The sequence below is a fragment of the Paraflavitalea pollutisoli genome, assembly GCF_029360705.1.
GTDB classification, from domain to species: domain Bacteria; phylum Bacteroidota; class Bacteroidia; order Chitinophagales; family Chitinophagaceae; genus Paraflavitalea; species Paraflavitalea pollutisoli.
The window spans coordinates 1,982,268-1,999,154 of sequence record NZ_JARKMX010000008.1 but is presented as its reverse complement, the minus strand read 5'-3'; the positions used below and the strand labels follow the sequence as shown (position 1 = coordinate 1,999,154).

Genomic DNA, 16,887 nt, shown 5'->3' with positions numbered 1-16,887 from the left:
CGTTAGCGAATCTCCGGACCACCTTTCCGGTCATCGTTTACAAATAGGGCGCGGGCAGGCATCTGCACCTGGGGCAGACTACCTGCATCGATCACCGTGGTGGCATCGATGATCTGGTTGGCATGTAGGAGGTAGGCCGTGAGTTGGTATACCTCGGCATTCGTTAGTGATCCGGGTTCGTTGAAGGGCATGGCGCGCCGGATATAGTCGTATAGCGTCGTGGCATAGGGCCAGTAGTTGCCGATCGTTTTGGCCTTGGTGGTATCGCCCATAGCGCCCACCAGTTTTTGAAACGGACCTTCGGCGCCCGTTTTCCCATGGCAGGCAGCGCATTTCACCGCGTATACGGTCTGCCCTTCAGTGGCGGTGCCCGATCCGGCGGGCAGACCTTTTCCATCGGGTGCAATGTCGATATCGATAGAGTCGATGTAGGACGCTGAGGCGGTATGGCCAAACGCAAAGCTGGATGGCCAGTTGGATGTGTCTGGTGTAGAAGCGGTGGCCAACTTGCCGGGTGCAGCAGTGCCTACCGGCGAGCTGCCACAGGAAGTCATGGCGATAAGCCATACACACAGCAAAAAATAAAACAGACCTTGGTTGTTCATGTTGGTTGTTCCTTGTGATACTGCATCGGTTCACCGGAACACCTCTTAGTTGCTTGCGGGCGCCTTATCTCTATTGTTTATTAATGGCGACGCCCATTGTTTTTAGCCTAATGCGTTAGCCATATGCCCCTCGTTGTTTTTCTTTCCCTCGATGCCTCTATGCCTTTGTGCCTTGTTGCCTTCTCTAATAACTCCCCGCCTGCAAGGCACTGCGGGAAAGGGCGTAAGGCCTCGCCACACGATCGAGCACTACATAAATAGAATCTTTGTTTTCATTAATGCCCCGCAGGATGACCCGACTGCCATCCGTGGTTTGGTATTGCAGGATCATGCGATTGCGTTTTTCGGGTTTGTTGGCATTGGCGGCGAAGTCGCGGTCGCGCCGGGTAGAAGCGGCGCGTGGATGGATCTTGGTGCGCTCATCACCGATATGTGCTTTCGCCGCTGCCGGGATCCAGTTGTCGCCACCTGTATTCCCCTCGTTGCCTTTCTGCCTTGATGCCTCGTTGCCTTTCTTCCCCTAGTTGCCTTGTTGCCACTGTGCCTTGTTGCCTGTTTTCCCCGACTCGTCATTCGCTTCCGAGGTGCGGTTGCGCCGGTCGGGCGTTGCTTTGTATTTATCCTGCAGGTACAGCGTTTGCGTCACTTCATCGGCCTGGTAGTGAAACACCCGTTGTCCACCCGCCACACCCGATACTTCAAACGTGCGGTTGATGTCCCGTTGCGGATCACCGCCACCATTGGAGAGGTCTAGCGGCGTTGGTTTGTTGACGCGGAAGGTCAGTGTCGTCCAGTCTTCAAATGTCGCCTCTTGCCAGCGTACGGTGTCCGTCGGTGAGTAGGGGAGTAAGCTATTGTTGATCCGAAACTCCGTTACAGCGTAGTTGCCGCGCAAGGTCTTTACACCGGCAACAGCGGGTTGCTTGTAGGGATCGTACCAGAAATTGACCAATTGCAAATAAAACAGCACACCCAGGAATAGAAACAGGGTGAAAGCCTTCAACCCCACACGGGTGAAGCGTTGCCATTTTTGCGCAAATGCAGGGTAGATGTGTACGGGCGTCGTGAATTTTTCCCGTACGAGTAAGTTATAGATACGCGGTACATCGTCCACCAGCAGGAAAGCGGCCAGCAACACAAAATAGGAACTATATACGTGAACGCCACCATCGTACGCAAAGTTGACATAGACGATGGTGCCGAGGGCGCCGAGTAAGAGCACCGATCCAATGGTCGTGGTTCTGCGAAACAAGAGCATCGTGCCAGCCGTCAGTTCCACCACACCGGCGAATACCTGGTACCACGGTACGATGCCCACCGATAGCCAGTAGATCTTTTGTGCCGTCAGATCACCAAAGTTGGTGTTGAGTACGCCGAGAGAAGGATAAGGCATTTGCACGGGCAGGAGTTTGGTGAAGCCAAATCCGATGATCCCGATGCCTGCCCGGTAGCGCACCACCACCCGCAGCCAGTAGTAGAGGATATTGTATTCAGCGCGTTCCGTCTTGCGGGCGCGCACGATGGCGGTCCACCCCAGGCCACCGGCGATGGACACCAGCAAGGTGATGATCCATTGCGCATAACCAGCCAGCGGATTGCCGAAGATCGTATTGCCAAAGAAGGTAATGCCCGATCCAAAACGGGCGATATCATACAGGTCGCGGTAGTGCAGCGAGCTCCAGTCTATCCGGGCTACGAGTTTGTACCATTCCCAACTATTGGGCAGCGAAAGGATGATAAAGAAGATAAACGCGATGCGGAACAGTACGCGCTCGGAACCCTTCCAGGGCTTTGAGCTGATTTTGCCTGCTGTTTTTTCGGATGCCTGCACCCGTGGCGCTTCCTGCACGACCACCGGCGCTGCTGGTATATATTCAGTCACTGTCGACATATCGTTCTGGTTTGAGTAATTTATAATGGATACCAAAAATTCCGCGCTGCCTTTGAGCTTTTGTATTGCTACGTTGTTCCGGCGGATGCCGGGTTTGCCTCGTTGCCTTTCCTCCGCCTCGATGCCTCGTAGCCCTCCCTATAACTTCAACCCCTATCTTCTCCCTGCCTTCGCCGCTTCCTCCAGCAGATATTTTTTATCGATCCTGTCCAGTTGCACCAGCAGGGGCGTCTGATCATAATTCCTGCCGCGCAGCACGATCCTGCCGGCGGTGGGTTGCTCGTATTGCAGCACCAGCGTTTCGCCGGCATAATGTTTATTGCGGTTGCGCAACGTGAGGGTATGTTGTAGCGAGTCGACGGTATAGCTGTAATAATGCCGGGCAGCTGCTCCTTCCAGCTCATAGCGCCTTGCTGCATCGATGTCGTGAATGAAGTCGGTATTGCTAGAGTCGATCTTCACAGCGCGGTTAGACCGGATGCTGATCGTATTCCAGGTTTCAAATACCACATCCTGCCAGCGCACCGGGTCATCGGATGCATAGGCCAGGGTGTCTTCACCCAGGGTGAACTGTGAAACGTTGTAAAGGCCTGCTGTTCCGGACAAGCCTGGCTCCGTTGGATACTGGTACGATCCTGCTGCATAACCAGATCCTGTCTGGAATCCATACAGTACCACAAATACCAGTACGAACAGACTTTTACCGGCCACACGGCCATATTGCACGGCTTCGGTATACACCGGTTGAAAGCGATTCGGAGCAGTCGGTTGTTGTAGTACCAGCAAGCGATACAATCTTTGGGCATCCCACGCCAGCAGGAAAGCCGCGATGCTCAACAGGAAGAGACTGTAAATGTCTTCCCCGCCTTCATAAGCCAGGTTCGAGACAAATACATTGCCGAGATAGATCAGGATGATAAAAGCCGCGAGAGAGGCTGTTTTGCGATACAGCAACAGTAAAGCCAGCAACACTTCAATCAGACCGAGGAAGAATTCATACGAGGGTACCACACCCAGACTCAGGGAAAACAATTTCCACCGGGTGAAGTCGCCATAGGGCGTATTGAGATGGCTGATAGAAGGGTAGGGGGCCTGGATCGGAAACAACATCAGAAATCCATAAGCCAGCAAAGCAAGTGATAACCGATAACGCAGCGCTACCCGCAGCCAGTAATACCAGTTGTTGTATTCCCGGGTGCGGCCCTGGTCGATCAGTGTCCATACGATGGTGCCGGCAAGGGCCGCACCAGCCGCGATCACCCAGTTCCAGTAGGTGGGCCCGCCCTTCGCAAACAAGGGCGTGTAATGCGCGAGGTTAAACAACTCGCCATACGTTACGTGCAACCAGTTGATGGAAGCAACGTATTGGTAGAATTTTGTATCTAAAGGAAATACCTGCACCGTAAAGTACAGGAAGAAAAAACGGAACAGGTTCTTTTCATAAGCCTTCCACGCAACAGGCGGCTTGTCAAGTCGGTTGTTTGGCATACATGCAGGTGTTTTAATAGCCGGTTGGCTATCTCAATACGAGCCTGCTGCTGGTGGTTAACAGGAAGGCGCTAATCAGAGATCAGTAGGATTAATAGTCTACTGTATAGGTAGACAAAGTAAACTGATTTCCGCTTCTCTGCCAAATTTTCTGAAGGGCATTACGTCCTGTATTAAAGGGTTTCCCCTCTTTTTTAATCGCGGTCAATAAAAATCTTTTGAAGGTAGATCGGTATATTTTATATTTGTCTACAATAATAGTAGGCTTTGTGTGCTGTTGTCAACCACCGGCAATTAGTTACAAGCACAAAGCATACGAAAGGTTTCCCGAACCTGTCATTTGTTGTAGCAACGGCTGCAAGGGGATAGGTGAATACAAGATGCAAACCATATTGCGAACCCGGGCAGCAGTCGCTTACCGGTTGCAGCACAGTCGGTGGTTGATTGCGCTGTAGTCAGGCGGCTGTTGTCCGGGCACTCCTCAGGCAACCAAACAAATCATTGCGTGCCGGGCTTCCGGCCATCCAAAGCAAGCCAATGTCGTGATCGTCGGTGCCCCTTCGCGCCCATCTGCAGTATACCCAGTTGGTTTCGGTTCCAGTCGCGTAGCCATACCGGCTTCATCGATCCACACCAGGTTCAAAAAATGATCACCCCGCTTTACCAATTCAAGGATACCACCCCGCTCGGGCAGTTCCACCGTGTTGAAACCTTCCTGTAACCTGTTGGCTGCAATGATCAGCAACTCACCTGGTTTAGCGGTACGAGCTCCTGCACTACCACCTGTCGATGGCCGCAAAGCATAATGAAAAGTAACGTTGTCCATGATCTGTTGGTTGATGGCTATAAGGCCATAGTCCACCAAAGATCAGGCAGCCGGTGGCGTTGGCGCCACCGCATTTAACGAAACGGGTATTTAACTTAGTCAATCGGGGTATTCGTCGATTGGCGTCATGCTTGCATAAGTAGCCAATTCGCCTGCAAGCCTCCTGCATTGTTCCTGGTCGCGTTTTTCCTGGCTTATCAATAACTTCACTTCCTGTACCGCAGCAGCACACGCAGCTTGGTCGGTGTCGCTTGTCGACGCGCTGGTTAGCTCGTCCGCAGGCTGTTGGGCCACGGGTAATGAAGGATTGATGGGTTCGTCGGCCGGCAACGCCTTATCAGGCGGCCACACAGTGGCTGCTATAACTTCGGGCGATGTGCTGGATTCCGGGGCAGCGGGCATTTCCCCGGCACAGGGCACACTGGGTTCGATGTGGTCCATGCGTTGCTTTACCGGTTTGTTGGGTGTCACCGCTTGCTCCGTCATGCCTACCTGTAGCACACGCATCACGCCTCCGTTTATGCGCTCAAACGCTCCCGTTGCATGCTGTTTGAAGAATACAAGGCCGATTGCCTGCAACAGGACCATGCCCGGTGCAATGGTTATTTGTTGCTCCAGCCGGATCGTTTCCGCCACTGGTTCATCCAGGGCATAATGAGCAGAGCTGGTAAAGTCGAAATGAGCATCTTCGGTGTTGAAGTTGACGGCGCCTCCATTGGCCACCCACTGAAAATGCGTAGCACCTTCCGGCGCGTCGATCCTGCTGGTTGGGTCAAAGGGCTTGACGGTAAATTGCATCGTGCCTGTTTCCGTATCGATCGTGCTGCTGGTAACCACCTTGCACACAGTATGAAAGTTGGTGTCCTTGCGGAAAGCAAAATCTTCGATCTGCTCCAATTCCCCGGCGTGCATCCGGCGCTCTCCGCGACCATTGACAGGGTCTGTCCGGATGATGCGCGTGCACAACCCATTGACACGGGGCGATAAATGACCGTCGGCCAGCTTCATCAGCTTCGCCAGTGGCCACAATACCCGGCGTAGCAACATGCTGCTGCGGGCCGCATGCTTGAACTCCCAGGAGTTCTCCCGGGTGCGGGCGTAATTGTCTGCCTTCAATACCCGGTCGCGGGTGACCGTGCTTTTTTCTTTCACGAAATACTGTCCGTTACGTTTATAACCCGTAACGCCGCCGATCGATCCGGTAAATGGAAAAGCTCCACATTGTTTTGCCATACGATAAGGTTTTATTTAAGTATAAGACACGCAAGCCCCCTTGCTTGTTGCACCCGAAAATCAAATAGAAATTGTTGAATACGACTCCTGAATATATTAGATAATCTCTACCTCTATCCGGTCATCGGTTTGACAACATTCAATGTGTATCGGGTACCATAAGTGAAAGAAAAGTGCGCATGCTGCGCTAAAAATGGGCGAAGTTAGGATGCGGCCATAGGGCGGAGAGTATCTCTTAAGCCTGGAACTGTTCAAGGTCTCCACTACGGCCAGCCTGGAGATGGACATAGGAAAATGAGCTATTTCAGAGCATATCCAGAGCTATGCCAGACCATCGTTGGGCCTGTTAGCAGGCTATTAGCGTACAGTAAGCGGGGAGCAATAGTGCCCGAGCGGGCCAGGTAGTAGGATGTTCCGTGGCAAGTCCATGGCAACTGGTAGGATACTCCATGGTAAACCCGGATGACAAGCAGTGCAATAGTAGTTGAATAGTAGTTGACAAGTAGTCGGGCAAACCAGCCGGACGGGGGGAGCGGGTGCCATTAATGCCCGTATGCGGTCTTGTGGGGAGAGTTTGCGCGTCAGGGCTGGCGGTAATGGCGGCATCAGCCACCGCAGCAGCATAGGCACCGGTCGGGCGACCGGAAAGTGGGAATGTAAATATGCCTGGCTGACAGTTGTGCATACAAGGATGGATAGAAAATAGGCGCAAATATCGATCCATATAAAGATACGAAACGCACCAGCCAACCCCTTGACAATAACCGGATTTTTTTAGCCGCTTGACGGGCCCGTTCGGTCCCTGATGCAACCGAATGCGCAGCGGGGTGTACCATAAAAAGAGTACATTCAGGGTTATGAACAAATGCCTGCTGCTGTCGCTCGTTTTGTTGGGCGTATATACCTGTTTTGCACAACCTGCACCTGCCCGCAAAGACGCACGCCGTCCCAATATCGTGTACATCCTCGCCGATGACCTGGGGTATGGAGAGCTCGGTTGTTACGGGCAGCAGCGGATCAAAACACCCAACATCGATCTGCTCGCACAAAACGGCCTACGCTTCACCCAACACTATACCTTTCCCGTTTGCGCGCCCTCGCGATACGCGCTCATGACTGGTCAGCACTCCGGGCGCGCGTATATCCGGGGCAATGATGAGTGGACGGAGCGCGGTCCGGTATGGGATTTCAAAGCCATGGAGGCCAACCCCTTTCTTGAAGGGCAACGGCCCATTCCGGACAGTACCCGCACTATTGCAGAGATTTGTCAGGCTGCCGGTTATACCACGGGTATGGTCGGTAAGTGGGGGCTGGGGGCTCCCTTTTCCAGCGGCCAGCCCAATCGTCAGGGATTTGATTATTTCTATGGTTTCATCTGCCAGCGGCAGGATCATACCTATTATACCGGCCATCTCTGGGAAAACCAGGACCGGGTTGCACTCAGCAACAAGATCATCGACCCGGCCACCCGGCTACCCGATAGCCTCGATCCGCTAAACGTGGCCAGTTACGCCCCGTACCAGCAGCAGGATTATACGCCCGACTTCCTCATCCGGGCAGCCAAACAGTTTATCGATAAAAACAAAGACAAGCCCTTCTTCCTGTATTATCCCTCCCCCTTACCGCATGTGTCGCTCCAGGCACCCCAGCGTTGGGTTGATATATATCATGCGCAGTTTGGGGAAGAGCAGCCCTTCCTGGGTGGATCCTATTTCCCTTGCCGGTACCCGCGTGCCACCTATGCAGCCATGATCGCTACGCTCGATGAGCAGGTAGGCCAGCTGATCGCAGCACTCAAGGCGGCCGGTGTGTATGACAATACCATCATCATGTTTTGCAGCGACAATGGACCTGCGGGTAACCAGGGCGTTGATCCGGTATTCTTCAACAGCGGTGGTCCTTTGCCGGCAACACAGGGCCGGGGCAAAGGTTATCTCTTCGAAGGCGGTATCCGTGAGCCCTTTATCGTACAATGGCCGGGGAAGATCAAACCCGGTACCACCACCGATCACCTCTCAGCCAATATCGACATGATGCCCACCTTCTGTGCGCTGCTGGGCATCCAGCCACCCACCAACATCGATGGCATCAGCCTGTTACCCACGTTGTTGGGTAAGCCAGCTCAACAAAAGCAGCATGATTACCTGTACTGGGAGTTTCCGGAATACGGCGGACAGCAAGCCGTGCGTCGTGGTAAGTGGAAGGCCATCCGCGTGAACCTGATGAAGGGACTCGTTAAAACAGCCCTCTACGATCTTGATAACGATATACGGGAGGAACATGACCTCGCCAGTCAGCATCCCGAGATCGTAAAGCAGTTAGAAGCCATTATGTTGCGCGAACACCGGACGCCCGAAGTGAGTACCTTTCGCATACCAGTGCTCGAACATTGATCACTCCTGCTCCACCTTTGCTTACCCGGCAGCGCATCCCAGGCGCAGCCGCCGTCACTTGTTTGGGTAATCTGTAGGTTACCTTATAGAATACCACCAAAGTAGTAGTGGAAATCTGAAACAGACTCAATAATTTGCAGTAGATAACGATCAGGAACAATACTTCGACGATTAAGCATATAGCTTTCCGTGACAACAATGGCCCGGTCTTTGACTAATGATGTAAGTTCTCTTTGTAAGCAATTGCCAATTAGATGTTTAAAGTAGTGTGTGGGCTGAAAGGTCCGCCACAGGCCGGTTCCGGCGATCGCTTCCCCTCATTCCCTGCCGGCATACGCTGTGTTCATTAAATTATTAAATCGTGTTGCAGCGATCAGATCAAGTCAGAAAAATGAATTAATTTGTTATTCCTCTTTTCTAATTATCGACTAATAAATCATTAATCACTTTTAAAAACCTTCCAAGATGTCATTTAATGCAAAGCTAAAATTCGGCGGTAAGGATAATATCGATGTTCTTGCCTGCGACTATGCGCTCCGTCGTGATGTAGATGCAAAAGGTCGTCCCGCTAGTGGGGTGTATGGTGGTACCATCAATCTTACGGTGGAGTCTACTGATGATACCAGCATCATCGAAGCGATGGTCAATCAGTACAAGCCAGTCGATGGAAGCATTACCTTCAAGAAAAGCGATGAGGATTCTAAACTGAAAGAGCTCTCGTTCGAAAAAGGATATGTGATTGCCTTCCAGGAGAGTATCGATGTGAAAGGTGCCAAACCGATGCAGATCGATTTTACCATTTCTGCGCAGAAGATCAAGATCGGCAACGCTGAGCACAAGAATGAATGGCCTTCGTAATCCGGTCGATTACCTACTACCTGCACAACATTATTCGTCAGTACTTTTTGTAAGATCAACTCAGGCAGGCTTAGCCCCTTACTCTCCCGTTAGAAATCTTTTGGTGCATTCCGCACCGTTGTATACCTGACAGAAAACCATACCGTACTAGTTTTCATTATTCTGTTGATGTTTGCGTGCACCAAACATTGGCATCACTGCTATTTCCTTAACGCAGGCTACACGGGTACCCCGGTGGTGGCCTTATCCTTTTAGTGATCAGCGGCCTGCGTTGCGGTTATACCATAAAACCTGTTAAGATGCAAAACCAGGTCATTGCAGTCATAGAAGTGGAAGATCAGCGGATAGATTACTACAGTTCCGTGGTCATCAAACAACGTTTTAATGCCCACCACGAGTTCGAGATCCGTGTACGCCATGATGTGCTCGGGCAATCGGGCGCCTTCAAACTGAAAAGCACCCAGCAACTGATCGGCAAGTCGGTCGTTATCAAACTGGCGCAGGCCCACAACGCCACCGTGTCGTACGAGTTTCGCGGATTGGTGTGTGAGCTCAGCATGGAGCAGTCGGCCAACTTTACCAGCGACCTGGTATTGCGGGGATACAGTCCTACCATACTGCTCGACAACGGACCTCATTTCAAATCCTTTAATAAAAAGAGCCTCAAAGACATTGCCAGCCAGGTGACCGGCGATGCCGGTGTGTCCTGCGAAGTGGCGCCGCAGCACAAAGCACCGCTCGTGTACATCAGCCAGTACCGCGAAAGTTCCTTCCATTTCCTCAACCGGCTCAGCGCCGATTACGGTGAATGGTTTTACTACGATGGCACCAAACTCTATTTCGGCAAGCCATCCGGATCGCCGGAAATAGACATCACCTATGGGCATGATGTACGCGATATGCAATTCAAACTGCGTATACTGCCGCTGAACTTCAGCGGCTTCTCGCATAAGTCGAAGGAAGATAAAGTGCTCACCGCCCATTCGCCCGACCAGGTCGATGGGCTCGATGAGTACGCCGCCTTTGCCCTCAAAGAATCAAAGAAAGTATTCTCCAGCACCGTTAGCTTTCCGGTAAAGCCCCGGGTGGAAGACAACAGCGAACTGGCCGAAGTACTCAAGAAAAAGAAATCGGCCATGGCTGCCCGGCTGGAAGTGGTTTCGGGCAAAAGCGAGAACCCGGCCATCGCCATCGGCTCCGTCGCCAATGTTAAATTCTCCCAGTACGAAAGCGATTCTTTTTCCAAAGGTGATTATGGTAAATTCCTGATCACGGCCGTCGTACATTATGTCGGTGAGAACAGCAACTATTACAACAGCTTCGAAGGGATACCGGCCGGCATTGGTGCCGTACCGGTAGACGAACTGGATACCCCCATTGCCGAGCCACAGGTGGCCACCGTGATGGATAATGCCGATCCCGACAATGCCGGCCGGGTACGGGTGCAGATGTTGTGGCAGGAAGCCGACGGACAACAAACCGATTGGATACGCGTCATGACACCCGATGCCGGTGGTGGTAAGGGAGGCGCAAAGAACCGCGGACTGGTCACCGTGCCGGAAAAAGGCGACCATGTGCTCGTGGCTTTCCGTTACAACGATCCCGATCGCCCATTCGTGATGGGCAGTCTCTTTCACGGCAAGACCGGCGGCGGTGGGGGAGCAGGCAATAAAGTAAAAAGTCTCACCCATGTATCCGGCAGCGTGGTGACCCTCGATGGCAACACCATCTCGGTGATCGATGCCGGGGGCAATAAAGTATTCCTCGATGGAGCCGGTAAGATCAATGTCAACTGCTCGGCCGAGATCACCCTCGAATGCGGCAGCTCCAAGATCTTCATGGATGCTGGCGGCAATATCAAGATCACAGGTAAAGACATCAATATACACGGCAGTACCGTGGCGGAAATGAAAAGTACGGCTTCTATGAAAGTAGAAGGCACCAACGCGAGTGTGAAAGGTACTGCTACCGAGATCACCGGTGAAGCGAAAGTGGATGTAGGATCACCCGCTACCAGTATCACCGGCGAGTCGACCCTCTCCATGAAAAGTACGGGTACCGTGAATGTAGAAGGCACTGCCATGACCAATGTGAAAGGCGGTACCGTAAACCTTAACTAATCGAATGCATGCTGGCCGAACACAATCCTATTGCAGAACTGATCCATAAGATACAAGCGAAGTGGATAAAGGAGGTATCTCCTTTTCCGCATCTTCAGCTGGTACGCTGGCTATATAAACCGGAAGAAGCACGCCTTTTCGAAGGGTTTCTTCAACTCGAAGCTACGCCGCACGGTGCACTGCCCGAAGTGGTCGTCACCTTGCTGACTCCGTTTGAAGGGGAAGACCGTCATGCCGGAGCGCTGTACCACGACTGGATGAAAGCTTTGCGGGAAGATAAAGCGGCTCAACAACTATTAACGCCCGAACAACTGCATGCTATTGAAGGGGTGGGGGCACCTGGCAACGGACAGCCGGATGCCAGCCTGCGGTTGCTGAGCATGTTGCGGCAGTTTCAGCAATCCCTGCCCGGTGGCGATACGCCGCTGGTGGTGGCTTTGCTGCCGCGCAGCATCCACGACCTGGAAGGGTACCGGCTATGGCTTATACACCTGCTGAAGAAAGGCATCCCCTCGCAGGTCACCTTTATGGTCTTTGACCATATCGGCGCTTATTACCTCGACAGTGTCGTGAAGAAAGATCCCGACCACACCAAATCACTCAGTGTGATCCTCGACCTCGATGGCGCCGTCAGTAAGATCGCCAAAGCGGGCAACCCCCATTCGCCACAGGCAGGTCTCAACGAATGCATCCTGGAAATGGGGAAGGGGGTTCAGCAAAACAGTGTGGCTACGGTAGACCGATGGGGCGAACGGGCGCTGCTGCTGACCCAGCGATCGGGTATGAAAAGCCTTTTCGCCACCGCGCACCTGGTCTATGCCGGCATGCTCTTCAATTTCAAACAGTATGAGAAGATCGATGCGCTGCTGCAGAAAGGATTGCAGCTGGCAACGCAGGGGATGGCCAAAGAGGCGGGGGCGTGTAAACCCCTGTTGATCCAGGCGCATGGTTACAGTGCTGCCAGCCTGCAATTGCAAAAGAAAATGACAGCTGCTATCGCCGCATTTCAGCGGCAGGGCGATACGGCCCTGGAGTACCAATTGCCCGGATTGGCGATCAACGCCTACCGGCAGGCCTATACACTCAGCAAGAAACAGGAGCCCGAGCAATATCCCTCCCTGCTGCAGAAGGCGTTCGATACCGGCCGGCAGCTTACCGTGGAGGAGCAGCGTACCAGTGCATTGGGTATGGTAGCCGCTGACCTGCTGGAATGGTACGATGCGAGACAACGTTTTGATGACATGCATCAACTTGACCGGGACATGAAAAAGATACTGGGCGACGATTGGAAAGAAACCGCCAAAGCTGGTTACGAGGCGGCTGTACGACAGGCAACCCGCGAAGCCGTGACTTAAATCTTATTGTATGTTACCCGCCAATAAACATCTTTTACCAATACTGGGCATCGATATCCACTTCGTGATCATTCTCGGAGCACCCGTGCCCATTCCACATCCTTTTATCGGGCTGGTATTTGATCCTTTCGATTGGGTGCCCAAGATCGGCGCCACCGTGAAGGTCAATAGCGTACCGCGCGGCAATGCCGGTACAGATGGTATGTTGGCCATTCGGGTGCACATACCCATGGGTGGTCCCTTCGCCATGGCACCCATGATCGGTCATGACTCCAAAAACTTCTTTGGAAGCAACCGCGTGGTAGCGGAAGGGTCTTATTTCAGCGGCGCGGGCTTTATGGTGATGTCGTGTAACGATGTAGGGATTCCTTTGTCCATTACGCCCGGCAAAAAGTTCAAACCCATTCCTTCCTTATACTTGCCCACTTCGGTCGCTATCCCCATCCCATTGGGCAAGCCGGTGATTGTAGGTGGCCCCTATGTGCCCGACCTCATGGGGATGCTCATGGCCCTGGCCATGTCATTTGGCTTCGGCGCGCTGATGAAGATTGGCGGTAAGGCGCTCAAGAAGGGACTAACCGCCCTCAATCATGGAGTGCTGAAAAAATTCAAATGCACGGAAAGCCTGTCTAAAAAATTCTGTAAGCATGGTTTCGAACCCGTAAACCTCATCAATGGCAGTGTGCTGTATGAAGGAGTCGATTTTGAACTGCCAGGCCCTATTCCCATTCGTTGGGAACGCAACTGGTATTCCGATTCGGGGTACGAAGGATTGTTGGGACATGGTACGCACCTCAGTTATGATCTTACGCTGCTGGAAATGCCGGGGGATCATTGCATCGGCATCACGTTGCCCGATGGCCGAGCCACGGCCTTTCCGCTACTCGCTGAAGGCGATTCTTTTTACAACCGGGCCGAAAAGCTTACGCTTACCCGTGTCGGCCACAAACAATATACGTTGTTCGAGCATGGCAGCCGCCTGACCTATCATTACGCATGCCGGTATGACAATGTATTCAAACCTGTTCGCCTTTCCAATGTGGCTGGGCTGGCTGTTCACTTCTACTACAACCGCAAGCATGTGCTGGAAAGGATGGTGGATACGGCCGGCCGGGAAATATTCATTTCCCTGGATGCGTTTGACCGGATCGTGAAAGTGGAAGGAGCGCACCGTGGCGAACGACGTACGTTCGTTGAATATGCCTATAATGAAGCTGGCGATCTGACTGCTATTGCAGACGCCTTGGGCAGTACCACCCATATCCGGTATGCCAACCACCTGATGGTGGAAAAAACAGACCGGAACGGACAAACATTTTACTGGGAATATGATGGGCCGTCCACCGGTGCCCGCTGCACGCATACCTGGGGAGAAGGTGGATTGCTGGAGGGTTTTATCGAATACAACGAAGGATACAATGTGGTGGTCAATTCGATCGGCGAAAAGCGCATCTTCTATTACGATGACAATGACCTGTGCATCCAGGAAACGGATGCCACAGGCAATTCGCTGTTACATGAATACACCGATACGCCGGAACTGTACCGGGAGATTGACGAGGAAGGGAATATAACCGGTTTTGTATATGACGAGCGCGGCAACCTGGCCGCCCGGCAAAATCCGGACGGTGCTGTCACCACGTTGCTGTATGATGAAACCGGGTTGGTAAAGATGATTACAGACCCCGTTGGCAATGCCACTGTTTATGTGCACAAAGACGGACAGTTACGGTCTGTAGTAAAAGCCAGCCGGTCGGTAACCTCCTATTATTACGATGAACTGGGGCGGCCCACCGTCATCGAAAATGAGCGGGGCAAAAGGACCTATCTGCAATACGACAACGATCACAACCTGATCGAAATGTCTTTTCCCGGTGGCGCTACGGCTCGCTGGGAATACGATGCCTGGGGGCATTGTACCATTGTTGTTAACCCGGAAGGGCAAACACAGGGTTTTACCTATGATGCGCTGGGCCGTGTCGTGCGCATCCGCAACTACGATGGCAACAAGGTACAGTTTCGCTATGATGCTTACCGGGAAGTCGTGTATGCAGAAGATAACAATCGGAAAATGAAATTCGAGTACACGCCATTGGGTAGTATTACCATGATGGAAGAGAATGGCGTGCGGGTGTATTATAACTATGATACCGAAGACCGGATGGTATCGCTGATCAATGAGAAGCGGGAGGTGTACCGATTCAGGTATGACCACCGGGGTAAGGTGGTGGAAGAAACGGGTTTCGACGGCGGTGTAAGGCGTTACGAACGAAACAGCGCCGGGCGTATTACCTCCCTCCGCCAGCCTGGCGGTCAGCATACCCGGTATGAATATGATCTCGCCGGGCGCGTTGTGCGTATTGAATATCCTGATGGAACCTGGGATGCTTATACTTACGATGCAGCAGGCAGACTGGTAGAGGCAGTCAACGAGGTCACTACGGTGACGATGGTGCGCGACAGCGGTGGCCGCGTAATTCAGGAAACCCAGGAAGGGTATGTGGTGCAAAACCGCTACGACCATGCCGGTAAACGGACAGCCCTTACGAGTGGCCTTGGCGCTTCTTTACAGATCGATCGCAATGAGGCTGGCTTTGTTGACCGCGTGCAGGCGGCCAACCGTGAAGGGGTACAGTGGGAAGCGAAACTCGCCTACAATATACTCGGATTGGAAACGGAGCGATTGTTGCCTGGCGGCGTCATTGCAACGTTCGACTATGACAAGGCCGGGCGTCCCCTCGAGCAGGGCGTGCGCAGTAACGGACATGCCTTGCGCCACAGAATTTATACCTGGAATGTCAGCGAACGTTTGCAGAGTATGGTCAACGGCCTTACCCGGGGAACGGTGCAATATGGGTACGATGAGTTTGCCAACCTTGCCTGGGCGAGGTACGAAGACAATACCACCGAATACCGGACAGCCGACAAGGCAGGCAACCTGTATCATTCCAAAGAACAAACCGACAGCGAATATGGCCCGGGTGGTAAATTACTGCATGCCAACGGTGTGGTTTTTGCGTACGACGATGCGGGCAATCGGATCTCCAAACGAACACCCGATGGACAGGAGTGGAAGTATACCTGGAGGGGTAACGGACAATTGAAGGAAGTGCACCGGCCGGATGGTAAAACGGTCACTTTCGAATACGATGCGTTGGGGCGAAGAACTGCCAAGTTGTTTGACGGGAAGATCACCAGGTGGGTGTGGGATGGCAATAAGCCCCTGCACGAATGGACCTACCCGGTCGGGGAGCGACCGGTAACTGTGATCGACGAGTGGGGCATGATGGTGCCAAGTAAGCCGGAGCCAACCCATGAAGTGATCACTTGGATATTTGACGAAGGCAGTTCCAGGCCGGCGGCTAAATTAACCGGCGACCAAACCTATAGCATCGTCACCGACTACCTGGGTACACCGGTAGAAATGTTTGACGGAGAAGGCCGACAAACCTGGAGTGTAGAATACGATATTTATGGTGGCATCCGCAAACAGTATGCGGGTGCAGCTGGTGATTGTCCGTTTCGCTACCAGGGACAATATGAAGATGCGGAAACTGGCTTGTCGTACAACAGGTTCAGGTATTATTCGGCCGAAGAAGGAGCCTATATCAGCGAAGACCCGGTAAGGATGCTGGCAGGCAGAAGATTTTATAGTTATGTGGCCGATCCCAATAGTTGGATCGATCCGTTGGGGCTGGCGCCGGTACCTGTGCAGACGCCGAGTCAGGCAACGCCCTTGCAATCCGTGCCGTCGAATGCCGACCTGCAGGCAAAGGCGGACGCTATTGCCGATGCCAACCCCAATTCGAAAGGCTGGAAAACAACAGCGGTGGGGTATGCTACAGATGCAGATGGAAATGGATATCTTATTGTGGCATCGAGCGATAAACACCTGAGTCCCGCGCAGCGCGATGCGCTGGACCTGAACAAGGGCGAACTACGGGCATCGGGGCTTGGCCATGCTGAAACGACGATCATTGATTATGCGAAGGCCAATAACCTGAATGTTGAAGCCATTGCAGCCAGTAGGCCCATATGCCCGGAATGTGCCAAGGCACTCGATGCAGAAGGTATTGAACCGGCAAGTCCACTCAAGAAAGTAAGTTGTGGTTAATATA

At 52.8% G+C, this 16,887-nt stretch carries 11 protein-coding genes; 5 read left to right on the top strand and 6 right to left on the bottom strand.

Annotated elements, in window-relative coordinates; genetic code table 11:
* Window positions 1-2: 2 nt before the first annotated feature.
* From P2W70_RS21835 to P2W70_RS21810, 6 genes are all read right to left on the bottom strand, one after another.
* On the bottom strand, window positions 3-605 hold the full coding sequence (locus P2W70_RS21835) for a c-type cytochrome (protein ID WP_276483655.1): 603 nt from the start codon (window positions 603-605) through the stop codon (window positions 3-5).
* Window positions 606-789: 184 nt separating this feature from the next.
* Window positions 790-936 carry a hypothetical protein gene (locus P2W70_RS21830; RefSeq protein WP_276483654.1) on the bottom strand — a complete coding sequence of 49 codons (147 nt, stop codon included), beginning with the start codon at window positions 934-936 and terminating at the stop codon, window positions 790-792.
* A gap of 189 nt (window positions 937-1,125) precedes the next feature.
* Window positions 1,126-2,496: a hypothetical protein gene (locus P2W70_RS21825; RefSeq protein ID WP_276483653.1), complete on the bottom strand. Its 1,371-nt coding sequence runs from the start codon at window positions 2,494-2,496 to the stop codon at window positions 1,126-1,128.
* 153 nt (window positions 2,497-2,649) lie between these two features.
* A complete protein-coding gene (locus tag P2W70_RS21820) occupies window positions 2,650-3,984 on the bottom strand; it encodes a DoxX family protein (protein ID WP_276483652.1) in 1,335 nt (444 codons plus the stop codon).
* A gap of 481 nt (window positions 3,985-4,465) precedes the next feature.
* Window positions 4,466-4,810, bottom strand: a complete 345-nt coding sequence (locus P2W70_RS21815; protein ID WP_276483651.1) for a hypothetical protein — start codon at window positions 4,808-4,810, stop codon at window positions 4,466-4,468.
* A gap of 99 nt (window positions 4,811-4,909) precedes the next feature.
* Window positions 4,910-6,043: a hypothetical protein gene (locus P2W70_RS21810; RefSeq protein ID WP_276483650.1), complete on the bottom strand. Its 1,134-nt coding sequence runs from the start codon at window positions 6,041-6,043 to the stop codon at window positions 4,910-4,912.
* A gap of 857 nt (window positions 6,044-6,900) precedes the next feature.
* Between P2W70_RS21810 and P2W70_RS21805 the strand changes: the two genes are divergently transcribed.
* The 5 genes from P2W70_RS21805 (at window position 6,901) to P2W70_RS21785 (ending at window position 16,883) form a co-directional block, all read left to right on the top strand.
* Window positions 6,901-8,436, top strand: a complete 1,536-nt coding sequence (locus P2W70_RS21805) for an arylsulfatase (protein WP_276483649.1) — start codon at window positions 6,901-6,903, stop codon at window positions 8,434-8,436.
* A 465-nt stretch (window positions 8,437-8,901) separates the two neighbouring features.
* The gene (tssD, locus tag P2W70_RS21800; protein ID WP_276483648.1) at window positions 8,902-9,294 is read left to right on the top strand and encodes a type VI secretion system tube protein TssD; all 393 of its coding nucleotides are present in this window, start codon (window positions 8,902-8,904) and stop codon (window positions 9,292-9,294) included.
* Window positions 9,295-9,593: 299 nt separating this feature from the next.
* Window positions 9,594-11,414 carry a type VI secretion system Vgr family protein gene (locus P2W70_RS21795; protein ID WP_276483647.1) on the top strand — a complete coding sequence of 607 codons (1,821 nt, stop codon included), beginning with the start codon at window positions 9,594-9,596 and terminating at the stop codon, window positions 11,412-11,414.
* Between the two features lie 8 nt (window positions 11,415-11,422).
* Complete coding sequence (locus P2W70_RS21790) at window positions 11,423-12,769, top strand: hypothetical protein (protein WP_276483646.1); 1,347 nt, start codon at window positions 11,423-11,425, stop codon at window positions 12,767-12,769.
* A gap of 10 nt (window positions 12,770-12,779) precedes the next feature.
* Window positions 12,780-16,883, top strand: a complete 4,104-nt coding sequence (locus P2W70_RS21785; protein WP_276483645.1) for an RHS repeat-associated core domain-containing protein — start codon at window positions 12,780-12,782, stop codon at window positions 16,881-16,883.
* The last annotated feature ends 4 nt before the right edge of the window (window positions 16,884-16,887 follow it).

What these genes read in the sequence shown, in the direction of transcription:
- P2W70_RS21835 (WP_276483655.1), bottom strand. Translation starts at nt 605, where the DNA reads ATGAACAACCAAGGTCTGTTTTATTTTTTGCTGTGTGTATGGCTTATC.
- P2W70_RS21830 (WP_276483654.1), bottom strand. Translation starts at nt 936, where the DNA reads ATGATCCTGCAATACCAAACCACGGATGGCAGTCGGGTCATCCTGCGG.
- P2W70_RS21825 (WP_276483653.1), bottom strand. Translation starts at nt 2,496, where the DNA reads ATGTCGACAGTGACTGAATATATACCAGCAGCGCCGGTGGTCGTGCAG.
- P2W70_RS21820 (WP_276483652.1), bottom strand. Translation starts at nt 3,984, where the DNA reads ATGCCAAACAACCGACTTGACAAGCCGCCTGTTGCGTGGAAGGCTTAT.
- P2W70_RS21815 (WP_276483651.1), bottom strand. Translation starts at nt 4,810, where the DNA reads ATGGACAACGTTACTTTTCATTATGCTTTGCGGCCATCGACAGGTGGT.
- P2W70_RS21810 (WP_276483650.1), bottom strand. Translation starts at nt 6,043, where the DNA reads ATGGCAAAACAATGTGGAGCTTTTCCATTTACCGGATCGATCGGCGGC.
- P2W70_RS21805 (WP_276483649.1), top strand. Translation starts at nt 6,901, where the DNA reads ATGAACAAATGCCTGCTGCTGTCGCTCGTTTTGTTGGGCGTATATACC.
- tssD (WP_276483648.1), top strand. Translation starts at nt 8,902, where the DNA reads ATGTCATTTAATGCAAAGCTAAAATTCGGCGGTAAGGATAATATCGAT.
- P2W70_RS21795 (WP_276483647.1), top strand. Translation starts at nt 9,594, where the DNA reads ATGCAAAACCAGGTCATTGCAGTCATAGAAGTGGAAGATCAGCGGATA.
- P2W70_RS21790 (WP_276483646.1), top strand. Translation starts at nt 11,423, where the DNA reads ATGCTGGCCGAACACAATCCTATTGCAGAACTGATCCATAAGATACAA.
- P2W70_RS21785 (WP_276483645.1), top strand. Translation starts at nt 12,780, where the DNA reads ATGTTACCCGCCAATAAACATCTTTTACCAATACTGGGCATCGATATC.